The organism is Fusobacterium ulcerans (assembly GCF_003019675.1).
GTDB classification, from domain to species: domain Bacteria; phylum Fusobacteriota; class Fusobacteriia; order Fusobacteriales; family Fusobacteriaceae; genus Fusobacterium_A; species Fusobacterium_A ulcerans.
Genome location: NZ_CP028105.1, coordinates 100,752 through 118,285, shown reverse-complemented (window position 1 = coordinate 118,285; position 17,534 = coordinate 100,752). Strand labels below are relative to the sequence as shown.

Below are 17,534 nucleotides of genomic sequence, written 5' to 3'. Positions count from 1 at the left end.
TCAATTTTCTTTTGAGATATCTACTTTTATATTATTATATTAATTACTATTATTCAGCTGAAGCGTCTTTTAAATCTTTGAAGCTTGTGTTGCTCAATTTCGCCTTAACTTCTTCCTGTATAGAATAAAGTAAAGAGTTTACTGGGTCAGCTTCAACTTTTTTAGCGGAATTTACATTCTTTAAACTTGTGTTGATAAAAAGATCACCTTGAATAACTTCTATTACACTTCTCAAGCTTATATCGTTTGCAGACTTTTTTAATTTGTATCCTCCTTTGATTCCTCTAAAAGATTCAACAAGTTTAACTTTGCAAAGTCTTCTTAATATTTTAAGAGCAAATTTCATAGACATTTGTTCAGCTTCACTGATCTCTCTTGCATTTGCTATTTCACCTTTATCTAGTTTTGATAAATATAGTACTATCTTTATTGCGTAATCGCTTTCTTGTGTTATTTTCATTATGTATCACTCCTTGTTTAATTAAATTGTTTTATAAAATTGTATTTTTATATATTCTATTTTTTGTATTTTATGCTATAATTTAGGCAAATATAAATCATATCTGGGAGATTTTAATGGATAAAAAAACCGAATATAAGATTCTTTCACTTGCCTGCCTTACAGGAAAAATCATGTTGCAGAACGGCTCTGAAGTATACAGAGTAGAAAATCATATTTGCCAGGTAGCTGAATACTATGGAATGACTCCTCAATGTTTTGCTACGCTCACTTGTATAATAATAACTCTTAAAAATTCTGAAGGAGAAGTGATCTCCCTTGTAGAAAGAGTGACATCTAGAACTACCAATTTAGATAAAGTTTATCAAGTCTATTCTCTTATAAGAAATATAAGTGACTACAACTGTGATGAACTTAGAGAAAAACTCCTCAATATTGAAAATGAAAAACCATATCCTTTTCTTATAAATGCAGCAGGAAACTGCATAGGAGCTGGATTTTTTACTTTCCTTTTTTCAGGGAATATAAGAGAATTTATAGCTGCCTTTTTATGCGGAATACTTATTGCAACAGCATCTAAAATTACAGATGCACTGAAATTAGGAACGTTCTTTACCAATCTCCTCTGTGGTGGAATATCTTCAGGAACAGCATGTTTATTCCTTCATTTAGGATTTATAACAGATGTTTCCATTCCAATAATTTCAACATTAATGATATTGGTTCCGGGAGTTGCTTTTATTAATTCCATGAGAGATATATTCTCTGGGGATCTTGTTACAGGACTTTCCAGACTAGGAGAAGTAGCGATGATAGGAACTTCTATAGCGGTAGGTTCAGGTATAGCATTAAAATTACTTCTAAATTTAGGTGGTGTATAATATGTCAGTAGAAAAAATAATATTTCAAATTGCAGCTGCTATATTTACTACCTTTGGATTTGGATTGATGTTTAATATCAAACACAAAAATCTCTTTCATACCAGTATAGCTGGTGGATTGAGCTGGGCAGTATATCTTTTAGGACAGCATTTAAACTATTCTGAAGGATTGACCTTCTTCATAGCAACATTTGCACTTGCACTATATTCAGAAGCAGTTTCCAGAATAATATACACACCTGTAACAACAATATTGATAGCTGCATTGATACCTTTGGCACCTGGAGGAGGGATCTACTATACAATGTATAACCTGATCGATAAAAATTATCCCATGGCAGTCCAAAAAGGTATCCAGACTTTTATTATAGCAGGAGCAATGGCTGTAGGAATCTTTTCAGCATCAACTGTCTTTAGACTTTATGATGAGATAAAGTCCAGAGTTAATAAGAACACTTAGATTAAGGGGAATTTTTTCCCCTTTTTAACTGTTTTTTACTCTGTCAGCAAATTTCTTTCCAACTGTGAATTTTAAAACTTTTTTAGCTGGAATAATTATTCTTTCTTTAGTTCTAGGGTTACCATAAGTTCTTTGCTCTCTGTGCTCTATTTCGAATTTACCCCAATCTTTAAAAATAACTTTTTCATCTTTATCAATAACCTGTTTTAAAGTGTCAAAAAAAACTTTTACTCTTTTTTTAGCTTCACCTATATTTTTTAGTCTTCCATCTAACTTGAAAGATTCCAGATATTTTTTCATAAATTCTTTTTCAGTCATTTTTGTGTGCCTCCTTACTTGTTCCATTTTTATTTTTAAAGATGGTTCTTTTTTTTCTTAAAATGAAGTATACTATTAGTATATTCATGTTAATATAACCTATATTAACATTGTTTTGATTAATATAAAATTCGAATTTTTTTTCAAAAATAATGAAAAAAATTTCATATGTCACTTTTTGATAAGGTTGTATACAAAATTTGAAAGGAGTTAAAGATGCTTAATGGGAAAAATCTGAATATTCTAGAGCTTTTATTTCAGAATAAATACACTGTTGAGGATTTATCTTCTGTTTTAAATCTCAATTCGAGGACTATACGTTATAACATTAAAGATATAAATACAGTGTTAAATAAATGTAATTTAAATGGAATATTAAAAAATAAAGATAAATATTTTCTTGAAAAAAAAGAAATGCCTAAAATAAAAAAGCTAATTTCTGAATTTTCTTCGCTTACTTTTATTGATAGAAGAGATTATTTAATAACTAAACTTTTAATAGATGACAAAATAATATTAAGTCATGAAAGCAGAATATTAGATGTAACAAGAAGAACCTTAAATTATGATCTGGTAGAAATAAAAAAGTTTCTAATCCCCTATTCTATAACTGTTGAAGTCATACATGGAAAGGGAATTACTTTACATGGAGATGAGAGGCATCAAAAAATACTGCTGCTTTCTTTCCTTGCTAAATTTATTTCAAAAGGGAAAAAGCTGAAAAATGTATTTAAAGAGCTTCTCTATTCTATAGTTACAGAAGAGGAGCTGAATGAATATATATTAAAAGGGAATAGACTTCTTAAAAAGGCAGACAAAAATATTCAAACTTACAGTTTTTATACAATGGTAGCTGTATTTGTAGATTCTCATTTGAAAAGAAAAGAATTTGAAGATAATTATATATACCAGCACTCTTCTCAGGGATATTATGAGTATTTTAATATTGTGAGGGAGTTTATAAAAGGAAACATAGAGCTGAGCAATTTTTCTGTTCATGTTTTAACACTTATACTCACAGGAGTTTATTCATCAGATTTAGATGAAAATTTACATAGGTATATAGAGGATTTTTTGAAGGAATTAAATGAAAGATCTAATAAGGAATTGAATTTAACAGAAGAATTTATTAATAAAATTTCTTCTGTTATCAAAATATCAATATATAAATCTAAATTTAATATAGTACAGAAAAATCTCGATTTTACAGATATACCTAAATATTGCTCAAAAATATTTAATACAATACATGAACTTGTGCCAAAATATTTTATGGAATTTGTTATGGAAGATTATATACTGTTGGCAATAATTATTCAAGAAAATATAGAAAAAGAAAAATATGCTGAAAGTAAACCCAAAAGAATACTTGTGGTGGATAATACTTTTGAACAGAGAGCAACAGAAGCAGTTATAAAAAAATTGCAGTGTACATATAAGATAGAGATTGTAGAAGTGATTCCAGACTATAGAATAGAATATTTTCTTTCAGAAAATGAAGATATAGACCTCATCATATCTCTTGCAAATTTAGATGATGAACCTCATGGAATACCAGTTTTAAAAATTTATCTCAGTGATTTCTGGAATGGGATAAATGTTTTAGATGAATTTAATATACCTAAAAAATATTAAAATAGGAAATCAAGGGAGTGTGAAAAATTTTTTTCTATGGCATTAGCTGTATAGATAACTTTTTTAAAACACTCTCTTACAGACTTCTCTTAAATTTGAAAATCCTCTGCAAACTTATACTGAGGATTTTTTTAATTTTTTATTAAAGAAAAAAAGACAGAAATTTCTCTCTGCCTTTCAGCTAACTATTTTATTTTTTTAGATGCTCTGAATTTTATTATTTTCTTAGGATAAATTGTCATCAGCTCTCTTGTTACTGGATTAGATATCACTCTTGGCTGTTTTGAAAGTATTTCAAATGTTCCTATTTTTGGAAATTTCACCTTACCATTATTTCTTCTTTTGCCTTATTTTGTGAAATAGGATATGAACTCTTTTCTCTATATAGTTTTGTCAGTTCTTTTTTATTCATCTGTATCACCATTGGCTATTTTTATAAGGCTTTTTCCTGTTCTGAATTTTACTATTTCCTTAGGTTTAATATATTGTGCCTTTTCCCATGTTGGAACTAATACTTTTCTAACTTTCCTCTCTCTTTTCTCAAAAACTCCCCAGTTTTTCAATATTACTTTTTTATCTTCATCTAAAGCTTTCAGTAGTACGTTCCAAAATAAGTCTATCTTTTCTCTTACTTCTTTATGACTTTTAGAATTATTTCTCTTCTTGTAAAATCTTATAAATTCGCCTTCTGTCATAATTTTCTCCTTGTTATTTATATTTAAAATTTTATCCTAAATCTAACTTTGCTTTAGATATTATAATAATATTTCAATTACTATTTTTATATTATTTGCTTCTAGAACTTATATTCTATCTTAAATGTAGTCATTGTATCTCCTAATGTGTCTGCTGAAAAACTTAGTGTTCCTGATAATTCATCTTTAATTTCATATCTTGCTGAGATTACTACCAATCCTACTCCTAAATCATGTTCTTTTACTGGTTTATTATATTTTGTATAACTTCCTGTTCCTATTGTGAATTCATCTCTCCAATCTTCAATAGGCATCAGTTCTTTTTTATATTCTAAGTATGTACTTATACCAAAATTATTTTTCCCTTTATTTTTTCCTAGTTCATAACTCTTATTCATAAGGACTCCTAAATTTACTTCATTTGATATTCCTATTTTTTCTTTTACTTCTATATTTCTATCTGAAGTTAAATCTGCTCCATGTTCCTTTATCTTTTCATGACCAAATACTGTTGTCTTCAAACCAGCTGTAAACTCTGAATATGTCAATCCTTTTATATCTAATTCTCTTACATATTCATTTCTCATATTTAAAGTATATGATTTAAAATTATCTCTTTTTCCATTTCTATCCATAGAGTTAAATGTAAGCGTACCATTTAGATAATTTCTATATTCTGATATATCACCCAATGATTTTGTATAATTGTGACCTGCAAATACACTTGTTTTCTTCATATTACTATTTCTATTTTTATAGTCTAATTTTGAATAATTCATCCCGATCATATAGTTTTTATTATTTTGAAGTATAAGAGTAGTGCTTTCCAAATCATATCTGTATGTTCCTGAAGCATGCGAGTCAAGGTCTTTATCTGAATTTAAATGAAATATACCTATTTTACTTTCATTTTGTGGGTTGATTATCACTGCGTCAAAATTATTTTCCTTATTAAACTGTCCGCTTAGATATGTTCTATCTGCATTCATAACTTTTTCTTGATTTTCCAACAGTACTTTTCCTGATTCAACTATTTGTCCATTAAGATTTGCATATTCAAACCCAAGTAAATTTTCAAGTGATTCTCCCTCTGATACTTTCCTTGATATCATTTCTGAAAACTCCTTATTGCTCTTTGCAAATTCTGAATCTTTTCCATATACAGCATTATCAAGTTTTAACTCTTTTATCATTCTTCTTGTATTACTGTCTTTTTCTAAATTTTCTATATTTTTAGTTTTATTCATTACAAGGTCAATTACATTTTCTCCATTATCTCCTTTTCTTTCTATTGTAGAAATTTCATATACACCTGAAGATGTAAGATTTTCAAGTCCTGATATATTTCCTTCTTTGCCATTTCCTCCTGCTGTAATGAAATTTTCTTTAGAATAGATATCTCCCTTTCCTGTTTCTGCCATTATCTTCATTTCACCTTTAAGGTCAAAATCTCCTGCTGATCTATAGCCTGCTTTAGTAGATGAATTCACTCCCTCACCAATAGTTAATGCCTCTAGTGAGTCTTTTAATTCAAGCCACCCATAATTATATACTTTCCCTCCATTAGTGGCTCTCATATATGCTGTATCCATTCCATTTTCAACAGTTCCTGTTAACCCAGTAACTACAATGCTTCCATAGTTAAATGCCTCTGAATCTTTTCCATCTGCCCACATTCCTGTTCCCATATTTTCAATTGTAAGATCTTTATTATCAACTTCTATTATTCCATAATTAAACCCTTTTGCTCCATCTGTTATTTTCATTCCTGCTGTATCTTGTGTTTCGCCTTTTACTCTTATCTGCCCATAGTTATTGGTAGTTCCTTTATATCCTTTTATTGATTGCCCAATTGTTTCTTTTCCTTCACTAACTATTACTCCATAATTATATATATCAGATTTAAAATATTCCTTACTTGACCAAGTTGTTAAAATTTGTCCATAATTTTTATTATTAGAAAAAATATTAATTTTTCCATAATTATATAATTGATTTTCTTTAATATTTATTGAATTATATTTTATTGAAGTTCTTTGCCCATATGAAATTGTCACTCCTTTAGAAATAATATCTATATTTCCATAATTATAAATATTGTTTTGGGCAGTTCTATTTTCAGCATCTACCCCTTGATTTAAAGTTTCTGCATATTGTCCACATAAAATTCCACTTTCCCCTAATTTTCCATCTAAATCTTCTATTTTTATATTGCCATAATTATATAACTGAGTATTCATATAAGCAGTTTCATTTTGTGGTGGGACCAATGCTATGGTTGCTTTCTGTCCATATAAATAATGAGTTCGATTGATTCCATCATCTCCTTGTTTTAATACTAGTTTAATGTCATTATAGTTATAAATATCTGCATTTATATCTAAAATACCATTTAATTTTGTAGCAGACCCATGAACTCCTTGTCCTGTTATTGTCTGTCCATTGCTTCCTGATTTATCTCCGTTAACTTCTGCATATATTTTCCCAGAATTTATCAGTGCTATTTTTAATCCATCCATTGCTAATGCATCTTGTCCTGTTGCTACTCCTCCCCCTGTATTAACACTTTTAATATATCCATAATTTATAATTTCATTATCTATACTTTTAGAATATGACATATTGTTATCTATTATTTGACCTACACTTCCTATATATCCACCCTCTTTTTTTATTTCTACATCTATTAAGCCATAATTATATAAATAATTGCTTTCTGCCATTCCTTTCTGTCCTATTGAATCATTACTTACAGGTATTCCGCTACTATCCATATCTATTCTTCCTATTATTTCTCCATAATTATAAGCTTTAAAGTTATTTGACTTAGCTCCTAATTGACCTGGATTAACTCTTGTAAAATTAATCTTTCCTTTATTTACAGTTTGTATATTGTCCTTTTCTCTTAGGTTTTGCTCTGTAGTTTCATTTAAAACGTTATTAAATAATAAATTATCTTCTCCTCCAGTAAAATTATTATATTCATCCAGCTTATTCTGCCCTATTTCTTTTAATTTATTTTCAAAATTTCCAACATTATCACTTGAATTAACTATTTTATTTTCTTTGTTATATTCTTCATTATACTTGTTAAGTTTTGTAACAGTTTTTATATCTATATCTTCTAAATTTTTCATTCCATTTTTATATAAATTCTGTTGTCCTTCACTATATAAATGGCTTTTTATTTCATCTGAATTCCAATCATTTTTATTTAATATTTTAATTATATTCCCAGAATCTACATATCCTAATCCATTACTTGATATAAAATGGTCATTTTGCTTTCCATCATTCAATGCCCAATTTTTATCATACTTATTTTCTATCCCATCTCCATCAAAATCTCCATCTGGATTATATATATCTGCTATTCCATCTCCATTTTCATCTTGTAGACCTACTACTTTCCATTTTTTTTCTTCTTTATTCCATTCTCTTTTTAATATTCCAGTATACATATCTATTGAATCTTGCTCTAACCCATCTTCTACTATTCCATCTGGGTCATGTTCCCATGGTATTTCATCTTTTTTAGGTGGTATCACTTCTGGCTCTGGAGGTAATTCTTCTCCATTAATGTTTTCACCTAATTTTTTCTTTCCACTCCCCTTTTCAAATGGCCACAACCATTTTATTTCTTCATCATAGATTGCTTTCTTTTTCAGTGGAATTTCTTCTGAATATACTATTCCACCAGTTAAGATATACCCTATGATAACCCCTAATGTTATATTGATACTTTTTTTCTTATTTCTATTTTTTATTTCCTTCATTAGCTCTTTAATCATATTTCTCTCCCCTTAATTTTATTTTTATTATATTTTTTAGTTCAGAAAAAAATAAGTGTTCTTATTTATGTATAAAAGCGAATAGTAACAGCCTTACTTTAGGCAATTTTCCTAATCTCATTTTTTTAATCTTTATTTTTTTAATCAAATTTTTTCTTGACTTTTTTAAATTTAAAGATTATAATCGTATAAGAAAAAAGTTCGCTTTTATACATAAATGCGAACAATGATGAGTTGTTTAGTTTTATAGAAATTTTCCAGTTCGCTTTAAACTATATTCCTTTGCTGTCTTTTACCAGTTGATTTAAAAAAAGATTTTTCTAAATCAGTTTTCAAAATAAAAATCCCCAGCAAATTTATACTGAGGACTTTTTTAATTTATTCCTTTTTTACGAAAAATTTTTTTATTTTTTCCATAGGATATGATACTCTTTTTGGAAAAAATAATTCAGTATGCCATTATACCAGTTATTTATTCCAGTAAAAAAATCAGGCTCCTTGTGTAGATTAAAATACTTGTTCCCATTTTTCTGTGGAGAATGTCTCCTTCTTCCACTTTGTTGTAAATAGTATTTCTATGCTTTTTAAAATACTTTGCCACCTCGTTTATTGTTGCCCACTCTCCCAGTTCTTTTACTATTTCATCTGCTAAAGTTTTATTCATTGGGGATAGATTTCCAAGTTTTTTAAAAATATATTCCTCTCTCTCCATACATCAGTCTCCCTTTTTAGTTTTAATACATAAATTCAAAAAACTTCTGCTTTGTCATCCCTCTTTTGCTCTTCCCTGTTACCTGTACAGGAAAGCACATGTCAATTATCCTGTCTCTTATTCTGTTCTGTCCATGACTTGAAAACTTCTCGCTTATCTCGCACTTTTCCTCATCTTTGCTGAAATTCAAATTTGTAGATATTATCAAAGGTTTTTCACTTCTGTATCTTGCGTCTATGAGATTATATATTTTTTCTCCTCTCCATCCAGTTTGATTTTTATCCAATCCCTTTTCTCCACCAAAATCATCTATCACCAGAAGATCGCATTTTTCCACCTGCTTCAGAATATCTCTTTCAGCTGCTCCCCACTCTATTGTGAGCTTATTGAGATACAGCCCCAGATTCATTACCAGTACTGTCTTTCCTCTCTCCATGAGGTAGTTTGCTATACAGGCAGTAGTGAAAGTCTTTCCTGTTCCCACCCCTCCATAGAACAACAGCCCTTCCTGCTTCTCTTTTTTCATAAAGCTTTTTACATACTGCTGTGCCAGCTGCATTTGTTCGCACTTTATATCAGCATTTTCAAATCTGCTGTTTTGAAATTTCTTGTCTATTACAGAGATATCCTTGCATTTCTGCATTTTTTTCTCTATATTTTCTCTGGTTCTTTTTCTTTCCAACTCTTCCAGTTCTCTTTCTTTTTTCTTTTCCAGACAGTCGCATGTTGGAAGATACTCTAAATTTTTTCTAAAAGTTTCAGAAAGGTTTTTAAGATAATCACTCTCATTTTTCACATATTCTTTTCCGCAGTATTCACACTTCTTCATCTTCAATTCCATCCTCTTTTGCTATTTTATTTAAAAGCTCCTTGATAAAGTTCCCTGTAGAATCCTCATATACTGGTCTCACGAATTTTTTCTTAGGTTCCTTTTTCTCTTTGCTCTTTTTTTCTTTGTCTTTGAAGTTTCCATTCAAGGCTTTCTTTAAGTTCTCTATCTTGAATATGCTGTTGATGCTCATATTGTTTTTAACAAACTCTGACTTTGACATCAATGTCAGTGCTTCAAAAAGTTTTACAGCGCCAAGTTCTCTCCACACTCCCAAGAGTACATAGTTGTCTGGGCGATAGTTATATTCTGGCAGATTCAGCTCCTTATATTTTTTTAATATGTCCTGTATCTCCATAGGTGCATCACTGAGTTTTTCTTTTTCCTGTTTTAGATTATCACTCACTTTTTCCTCTTCCCCTGTGTGTGTATTATTTATATCTTTTACTCTTTTAATATCTTCTAAATAAGAACTATCTTCTGATGGCTCTAAAAATTCAGTAATGGTTTTATCAGGAATGATATTTTCAGGAGTGAATATTAATCTTTTCCCTTTAAACTTTCCCTTGCTTCTTTCCTCCACCAGCTGTATCACTTTTAACTTTTCAAATATTTTTAATCCTTTAGGAATCCAATCCTTGCTTAAACTACTGTATTTGGCTATTGTCTGAGTGTAGTATTTGATATCTCTCCCATTAAAATCACTGTAGATTTCAGTAAGAGTTAAATACAAGTTTCTAAGCTTGTCATGTTCCTTTCCATCATATTGACATCTCAATAATCGCAGTATCTTTTTTTCCTGCCAGCAGAATGGTTGATTCTTTGTGTTTCTTTTGTTCTCCATTGTTCACTCCTTCAATTTCATAGTAATATATACTAACTTATTTATATCTAATACCTTTTTTTTAATATTTTTTAAAGTTATTTAAATTTTTCATAAATATAACGATTCATATACTAGCATAACATTCTATTTTTGTATATCAAAAAAATAAAATCTGAAATAAAGATACAAATAAAAAAAATTCTGAAATTCTTCTAACATTGCTCTTAATCAATTTATTCTTTTAGTGTTTTTCAAGGCAATTTTTTAATAAATTTTTTTTGTTTTTTTCATTTCAAAAAGTTTATCATTTTCATCACAATTTCAAGAAATAAACTACCAAAACAAAAAATCACCCACAAGGTAGAATTACCTCATGGGTGATGATTTTTTTAAAATTTCTTAACACATGAAAAAATTACAAAGCAATTTTAATTGGCGAATGGTTTACGAAAGTTTCATATACATATCAATATGAGGGATTCCATCTTCATCATATACATCAGATACAGCTGTAAATCCTACAGAAGAATAAAAATCTTTTAAATAAGATTGGGCACCAATAGTAATTTCATTTTTTCCCATGATATTTTTTACACAATCTATACATTGCAGTACTAATTTTCTGGCATATCCATATTTTCTGTAATTGCTTAAAACCATAACTCTACCGATAGATGCAGTATCATAAGATAATCCCGGGGCTAAAACTCTAGCATAACATATGATCTTATCAGTATCCTCATCTTTTGAATAGACATGGAGAGAATCAAAGTCCTTTTCATCAAAATCTAAATAAGGGCAGTTTTGCTCCACTACAAATACTTCTTGTCTGATTTTTCCAATTTCATAGAGCTCTCTTGCAGTTAATTCATCAAATGATTTTATAGAAAATTTCATAGGTTGTTTCCTCCTGTTATTATTTAATATTTCTCCTTAGATTATACCTGTGAACTTAGAGAAATTCAAATTCTTTTTTACAGCAGACTAGAGCAGATAAAATAAATTTACTTATTTGGTATATTATCTTTTGAGTGTTATGATAAATTATCTCTAGAGAAAATAAATATTATAGGAGGAAATCTTATGCATACAGTTGTTAGAAACAATTTACTTCCAGCTCGTTTTGGTCAAAATATAAAAGACAGTGAGATTCAAGAAATGATAGATATGGTTACTGCACAGAAAATAAGCCATGTCTTTGGAGAAAAGAATGATATTTTCCCTGACCGCAATCATACTTTACACATTGATGTGAGAATTATTGCTAATAATTCTAATCTTCCGGGAGCTAATCTGTATAAGGTAGATGTTCAGCGTAAAACAGGGACAATTACTACTATTGGGGAAGCTTTTATCACACTGGGAGCAGAAGCTGAATATTTAGCAAACCCTTTTAGCAGTCAAGTTTTAAAAAATTTAGCAGACAATTTAGTAAATGCCTTAAAGCGTTCTATGGAAGAAGTTAAACAAAGTGCAAACTCACGATATTATTTTGTAGCAGCTGATAATGAAAATTAAGAGAGCAGGGATTACTCCCTGCTTTTTTAATTAGTTTTATTTCTTAGGAAATTATGATTTGATAAATTTGTTGAAAAAATAAAAAATATTAATTATTTTACATTTATAATTAGATATATAATTAAAATATAAAATTTGTCATGAGGTTTAAGAAGATTAACTTTATATATTGAATAATATTTTTTTTAATTGGAGCAGTTTTTTTTATTTTTAATTTGATTTTAAATTAATAAACTTAAATTTTATGGTAAAAAAATAAATTTATAAATTAAAATAGTGATGTATTATATAATTATGCATTATAATATTTATTGTAAAAAAATAATGCTGTTTATTTAAAAATTAATCACTTAATAAATATTAAAAAAATATATTTTACAAAATAAAATATTTTTATTATATTACTCATATATATTTTTTGCTTGTAGGAGGATACATAATATATTATGAAAATAAAAAAATATTTATATTTGAGCTTGATAGTATTTCTTTTAATTGAACAGCCTTCATATTCTTTAACAGAAATAGAAACTGGAGTAATTTCTAAAAATAATTATACTCAAGTTCAAGATAGAAATACAGGGAGTAATTATGATTTATCAAATATAACTGATAATATGAAAATAGAAATGTCTAATTTTCAAATCAGAAGTGGAAGTTTTAGTATAGGAAACCAAAATAAAAAATATGATTTAGAATTTATAGGTACTAAGGGACTAGATAATTCAGAAAATCAAATAGTAACTGATCCAATTGTATTAGTAGATGCCAGTGCAAGACAAGGAAAAGAATCATTTGAACTCTATGGAAATAATCTTAAGTTAGCTTTTGCAGAGAACTCTTTTGCAAAGAGAGCTTATTTAATTTGGAATGAAGGGAAAGGAACAGCAAATAATAAAGTTCATATAAATGCTGATAATACATTAGTTTTAACTTTTAATGCAGCTAATATAAAAGAAAAAGCCTTTGCAGTTTATTCTTTAGGGAATAATTACAATGATGCAGATAAAAATCTTATAAATCTTAATGGGAAAGATATTGAAATACAAGTTTTAAATACTCAAACTGAAGGAAAAGGATTATATGCAGGAGAATATGGTCAAATAAGAATTAATAATGATAATAATTTGGCAGAGAATTTATTAGTTAATATTACTTCTAAAAATAATACTCAACAACTTAATGGAGCTGTAGGAATTCAAGCTGATGCTGGAGCTAAAATAGATATAAGAAGTAAAAATAATATTATAAAAGCTGAAAGTGAACTTAATGCTGTTGGAATATTAGGCTCAGGAATAAATTCAAATATTATTCTAAAAGGAGAAAATACAGTCATTGATATTTTAGATAAAAATTCAACTGCAAGTATATCAAAAGCAGTTGGAATAGAAGCAATAGAGAAAGCAAATATTTCAATAGAAAATACTAAAAATATAAATATAATATCTAAAGCTGATCAGCATTCTGCATATGGAATTAAAGCAGATAAAGAGAGTACAGTTGATTTAAAAGCTCAAACTATTTATATAGAAACAAGTAGTAACAATCCACATTATAGAGCTTCTACAGGAATATATGCAGATAATAATAGTTCTGTTAATTTAAAAGGTGGGGTTGTTATTAAAGATAATAAACCACATACAGACTATCATTTTGCTATTTATAATAAAAAGGGAATAATTCAAATTAATAATGAATTAGAAAATGTACCTGTAGATATAACAGGACATATTGTTACTTCTGCCAAAGGAAAAACAACTATTAATTTTAAAGGGAATAATTCTATTTTTATTGGACAGAAGACAACTAGTGCAAAAGGAGAATCTAATTTATCATTTTTAGATGGAGCTCTTTGGAAAAATAAATATGATAGCCAAGTAACTAATTTGACACTTAAGAATAGTATTGTTGATATGTCTCAGGAAGGAAAACAGATATTGACTATTGAGAATATATCAGGGAATAATGGAAGAATAATTATGGATATATCAGGAAATGATTTAGAAACAGATTTTTTGCAACTAAATAGCGCTGATAAAAAACAAAATCATATTTTAGATGTAAGTGATAATTCAATACCTTTACTAACTAGCTATGATTTTAATAATGGTGCTATTCATTTTGCTAATGATAAAAGTGGAGAAGTAACTTTTGAAGGAGGAAACGTATCTAATATAAGTAATGTTTTTAATTATAATGTAAAGGTTGAAAATGGAACTAATGGAAATAAAGAGGATTGGTTTGTTACAGGAATTGAAAAAACTGAGATAGGAGAAACAACTAAAACTATTATAGATAGTGCAACTTTTCTTTATAATTCAGCAGTGGCTAGAATGGAAGTGGATTCTATTCATAAAAGGCTTGGTGAAATTAGAAATTATGAAAAAAATAATGGAGTATGGGTAAGATTATTAAGTGGTGAAATGGAATATGATAAGTCTTCTATAAATAGATTTAAAAATGATTATAATATGCTACAAGTAGGATATGATAGAAAACACAACTTAGAGGGAAGTAAAATATTTACAGGTTTTGCTGTAAGTAAAAGAAATAGTAATATTGATTTTAGAGATAATGGTAAGGGAGATTCTGAAAATATAGGATTTTCATTATATGCTTCATATGTAGGAGATACAGATACATATATTGATTTGATAGGGAAATTTAGTCATATAGATACATCATATAAAACTTACAATTTTTTTAATAATGAAATTCAAGAAAGTAAAGGAGATTATAAGACTTGGGCTAAAACATTAAGTATTGAAGTTGGAAAAAAAATTGATTATAATTCATATTTTTTGATACCTAAGATTCAATTAAATTATACTTATGTTAGTAATTTAGATTATACAACAAATGGTGGAATTAAAGTTGAACAAAATAGTATACACAGTTTGATAGGAAAGACGGGAATTAATATAGGAAAAACTTTTGAAAAAAACAGCCATTTTATGAAATTTGATATACTTGGAGAAGTAAATGGGGACTATAGAGTTAATGCTAAAGGAAAAGATACTACATATACTAAGAAAGTAAATGGAAATGATAGTTGGATAGAAGTAGGATTAGGAGGAGATTTTAATATAAGTGAAACAACAAATATTTATTATGAAATAACAAAAAGCTTAGGAAGTGATTATGAAACTAATTGGGAGGGAACAATTGGGTTTAGAATAAACTTTTAATATTTATAAAGGATAATATTGTAAAAAATGAATTCAAATAAAAAAATAAGATTGACTACTTGTTCAACTACTCTTTATTAACAATCTATAAATAATCTTATTTTATAAAGGCCTAGTACTGCTATAAATAGACTGGGCTTTTTTAATTAAAATATTTATATTAAAAATAAATACACTTTTTTTAATTTTCATCTTCTACATCTTTAATATTGTTTAGAATTAAAGGCAGAACAACTTAAAAAATAAATTGTAAATATTGAAAGTTTTATTAGAAGAGATTTTATACAAACTAGAAAAATATGGATTCAGCTTTTTTTATTTTAAAATAATTAACCGGATAGGAAATTTATTGTATCGCTTGTATGGGAAGAACCGCCTCTTATCTAATGAACCAAATACAAAATATTTCAAAAATTTATTTGACAATATTTGGGTGATATGTTATCTTATTTGTAGAGATTACAAAAATGTAAAAAGAAAACAAGGAGATGGTTTTAATGGAATTAAAAGGATCTAAAACAGAAAAAAACTTAATGACTGCATTTGCTGGGGAATCAGAAGCAAGAAATAAATATACATATTATGCATCAAAAGCTAAAAAAGATGGATTTGAGCAAGTGTCAAAATTATTTGAAGCAACTGCTAACAATGAGAAAGAACATGCAAAACTTTGGTTCAAACTATTAAAAGGTGGAAATATTCCTTCAACTATTGACAATCTTTTAGATGCTGCTGAGGGAGAAAACTATGAGTGGACTGACATGTATGCTGAATTTGCAAAAGTAGCAAAAGAAGAAGGGTTCACTGAAATTGCTAGATTATTTGAAGGTGTAGCAAAAGTAGAAAAAGAACATGAAGAAAGATATAGAAAATTATTAGCTAATATCAAAGAAGAAATGGTATTCGCAAGAGAAGAAGAAGTAGCATGGGAATGTATGAACTGTGGACATATTCACTATGGAAAGAAAGCTCCAGAAGTTTGTCCAGTATGTGCTCATCCACAAGCTTACTTCATGATTCAGCCTAAAAATTTCTAATTAAATAAAAAAATCAGACCAGCCTGTTAATTTCAAGCTGGTCTTTTTACATTACCATGCAGCCTTTTCTATAGCTTTCAGCAGTGCATAAATATCATCTGGATATACTTCACCAATATTTCCTATTCTAAAACTTTCCATGTCAGTAACTTTTCCGGGATAGATGACGAATCCCTCTTTCTTTAACTTATAATAGAATTTCTCAAAATTATAATCTGGATTTTCAGGTGCAAAGAAAGTAGTTATTATTGGGGATTGATACTCTTCAGGAATAAGTGATTTGAAGCCTAGATTTTTCATTCCCTCTCTCAAAATGGTATTATTTTTTCTGTATCTTTTTTCTCTTTCTATCACGCCCCCTTCCTTTTCTAATTCCAAAAGAGCCTGATAAAAAGCTCTTACAGTATGAGTAGGGGAAGTGAATCTCCATTTTCCATTATTTTCCTCCATGACTTTCCATTGACTGTATAGATCAAGAGAAAGAGAACGAGCCTGCCCTGAACAGTTTTCTAAAACTTCTTTTCTGCATATGATGAAAGAAAAACCCGGAACACCTTGTATACATTTATTTGAAGAACTGATTATAAAATCTGCTTTTACCTCTTCAATATCTATTTCAATGCCACCAAAACTTGACATAGCATCAACAATATATATCTTATTAAATTCTTTAACTAATTCTCCTATCTTTTCAATAGGATTTAAAATTCCGCTTGTAGTTTCACTATGTACTACAGATACATGAGTGATATCTGGATTAGATTCAAGGATTTCTCTCACTCTGTTGATATCTATAATATCTTTATCGCCAAATTTTTCTATGATATTATTTATTTTTAAAACCTGAGCAATTTCTCCCATTCTGTTTCCATAAGCTCCATTTGATAAAATTAATAACTTCCCATTTTCAGGAAGAGCAGTTCCTATAACAGATTCTACTCCAAAAGAACCGCTTCCCTGCATAAGAACAGAAGTATATTTATGATAATTTCCTGATGGAACAGCTAATCTTACTAATTTTTCTCTTATTTCCTGAACTATATTATTATATTCTTTATCCCATGTGCACCAGTCTTTAAGCATAGCCATTCTCACTCCGTTGCTTGTAGTTAATGGTCCTGGTGTTAAAAGCAGATATGGTTTTTCTAAATATTCTTCTAAAGTATGCATGTTTAATTCCTCCA

Annotated in this window: 15 protein-coding genes and 1 pseudogene; 6 read left to right on the top strand and 10 right to left on the bottom strand. The window is 28.4% G+C overall.

Annotation, left to right across the window (positions count from 1 at the left end):
- Positions 1-49: 49 nt before the first annotated feature.
- Positions 50-460: an RrF2 family transcriptional regulator gene (locus C4N20_RS00630; protein WP_005981953.1), complete on the bottom strand. Its 411-nt coding sequence runs from the start codon at positions 458-460 to the stop codon at positions 50-52.
- A 116-nt stretch (positions 461-576) separates the two neighbouring features.
- Here C4N20_RS00630 and C4N20_RS00625 point away from each other — a divergent pair, with 116 nt between their 5' ends.
- Complete coding sequence (locus C4N20_RS00625; RefSeq protein WP_005981955.1) at positions 577-1,341, top strand: threonine/serine exporter family protein; 765 nt, start codon at positions 577-579, stop codon at positions 1,339-1,341.
- Between the two features lies 1 nt (position 1,342).
- Positions 1,343-1,801 (top strand): threonine/serine exporter family protein, encoded by a 459-nt coding sequence (locus C4N20_RS00620; RefSeq protein WP_005981964.1) that lies wholly within the window; start codon positions 1,343-1,345, stop codon positions 1,799-1,801.
- Positions 1,802-1,825: 24 nt separating this feature from the next.
- Here the strand turns inward: C4N20_RS00620 and C4N20_RS00615 are convergent, their stop codons facing one another.
- Positions 1,826-2,119: an HU family DNA-binding protein gene (locus C4N20_RS00615; RefSeq protein ID WP_005981966.1), complete on the bottom strand. Its 294-nt coding sequence runs from the start codon at positions 2,117-2,119 to the stop codon at positions 1,826-1,828.
- 216 nt (positions 2,120-2,335) lie between these two features.
- On the opposite strand from C4N20_RS00615, the gene C4N20_RS00610 reads away from it, so the two are divergent.
- On the top strand, positions 2,336-3,754 hold the full coding sequence (locus C4N20_RS00610) for a BglG family transcription antiterminator (protein ID WP_005981968.1): 1,419 nt from the start codon (positions 2,336-2,338) through the stop codon (positions 3,752-3,754).
- Positions 3,755-3,939: 185 nt separating this feature from the next.
- Here the strand turns inward: C4N20_RS00610 and C4N20_RS00605 are convergent.
- The 7 genes and pseudogenes from C4N20_RS00605 to C4N20_RS00575 form a co-directional block, all read right to left on the bottom strand.
- Positions 3,940-4,166 (bottom strand): annotated as a pseudogene (locus C4N20_RS00605) (HU family DNA-binding protein).
- A complete protein-coding gene (locus C4N20_RS00600; RefSeq protein ID WP_005981970.1) occupies positions 4,159-4,449 on the bottom strand; it encodes an HU family DNA-binding protein in 291 nt (96 codons plus the stop codon). The pseudogene C4N20_RS00605 and the gene C4N20_RS00600 overlap by 8 nt, the downstream one beginning before the upstream one ends.
- Before the next feature lie 101 nt (positions 4,450-4,550).
- Positions 4,551-8,240 (bottom strand): hypothetical protein, encoded by a 3,690-nt coding sequence (locus C4N20_RS00595; RefSeq protein WP_005981972.1) that lies wholly within the window; start codon positions 8,238-8,240, stop codon positions 4,551-4,553.
- A 472-nt stretch (positions 8,241-8,712) separates the two neighbouring features.
- The gene (locus C4N20_RS00590) at positions 8,713-8,952 is read right to left on the bottom strand and encodes a helix-turn-helix domain-containing protein (RefSeq protein WP_005981974.1); all 240 of its coding nucleotides are present in this window, start codon (positions 8,950-8,952) and stop codon (positions 8,713-8,715) included.
- A 22-nt stretch (positions 8,953-8,974) separates the two neighbouring features.
- The gene (locus tag C4N20_RS00585) at positions 8,975-9,781 is read right to left on the bottom strand and encodes an ATP-binding protein (protein ID WP_106878535.1); all 807 of its coding nucleotides are present in this window, start codon (positions 9,779-9,781) and stop codon (positions 8,975-8,977) included.
- On the bottom strand, positions 9,768-10,625 hold the full coding sequence (locus C4N20_RS00580; RefSeq protein WP_106878534.1) for a hypothetical protein: 858 nt from the start codon (positions 10,623-10,625) through the stop codon (positions 9,768-9,770). Before C4N20_RS00580 ends, C4N20_RS00585 begins: the two co-directional genes overlap by 14 nt.
- 426 nt (positions 10,626-11,051) lie before the next feature.
- Entirely contained in the window at positions 11,052-11,504 is a 453-nt protein-coding gene (locus C4N20_RS00575) for a GNAT family N-acetyltransferase (RefSeq protein ID WP_005981980.1), read from the bottom strand.
- A 186-nt stretch (positions 11,505-11,690) separates the two neighbouring features.
- Here C4N20_RS00575 and C4N20_RS00570 point away from each other — a divergent pair, with 186 nt between their 5' ends.
- From C4N20_RS00570 to rbr, 3 genes are all read left to right on the top strand, one after another.
- Positions 11,691-12,125, top strand: a complete 435-nt coding sequence (locus C4N20_RS00570) for a hypothetical protein (RefSeq protein WP_005981981.1) — start codon at positions 11,691-11,693, stop codon at positions 12,123-12,125.
- Positions 12,126-12,571: 446 nt separating this feature from the next.
- Entirely contained in the window at positions 12,572-15,313 is a 2,742-nt protein-coding gene (locus C4N20_RS00565; RefSeq protein WP_005981982.1) for an autotransporter outer membrane beta-barrel domain-containing protein, read from the top strand.
- A gap of 497 nt (positions 15,314-15,810) precedes the next feature.
- Complete coding sequence (gene rbr / locus C4N20_RS00560; RefSeq protein WP_005981983.1) at positions 15,811-16,350, top strand: rubrerythrin; 540 nt, start codon at positions 15,811-15,813, stop codon at positions 16,348-16,350.
- 51 nt (positions 16,351-16,401) lie between these two features.
- Here the strand turns inward: rbr and phnW are convergent, their stop codons facing one another.
- Positions 16,402-17,520 (bottom strand): 2-aminoethylphosphonate--pyruvate transaminase, encoded by a 1,119-nt coding sequence (phnW, locus tag C4N20_RS00555; RefSeq protein WP_005981984.1) that lies wholly within the window; start codon positions 17,518-17,520, stop codon positions 16,402-16,404.
- Positions 17,521-17,534: the final 14 nt, after the last annotated feature.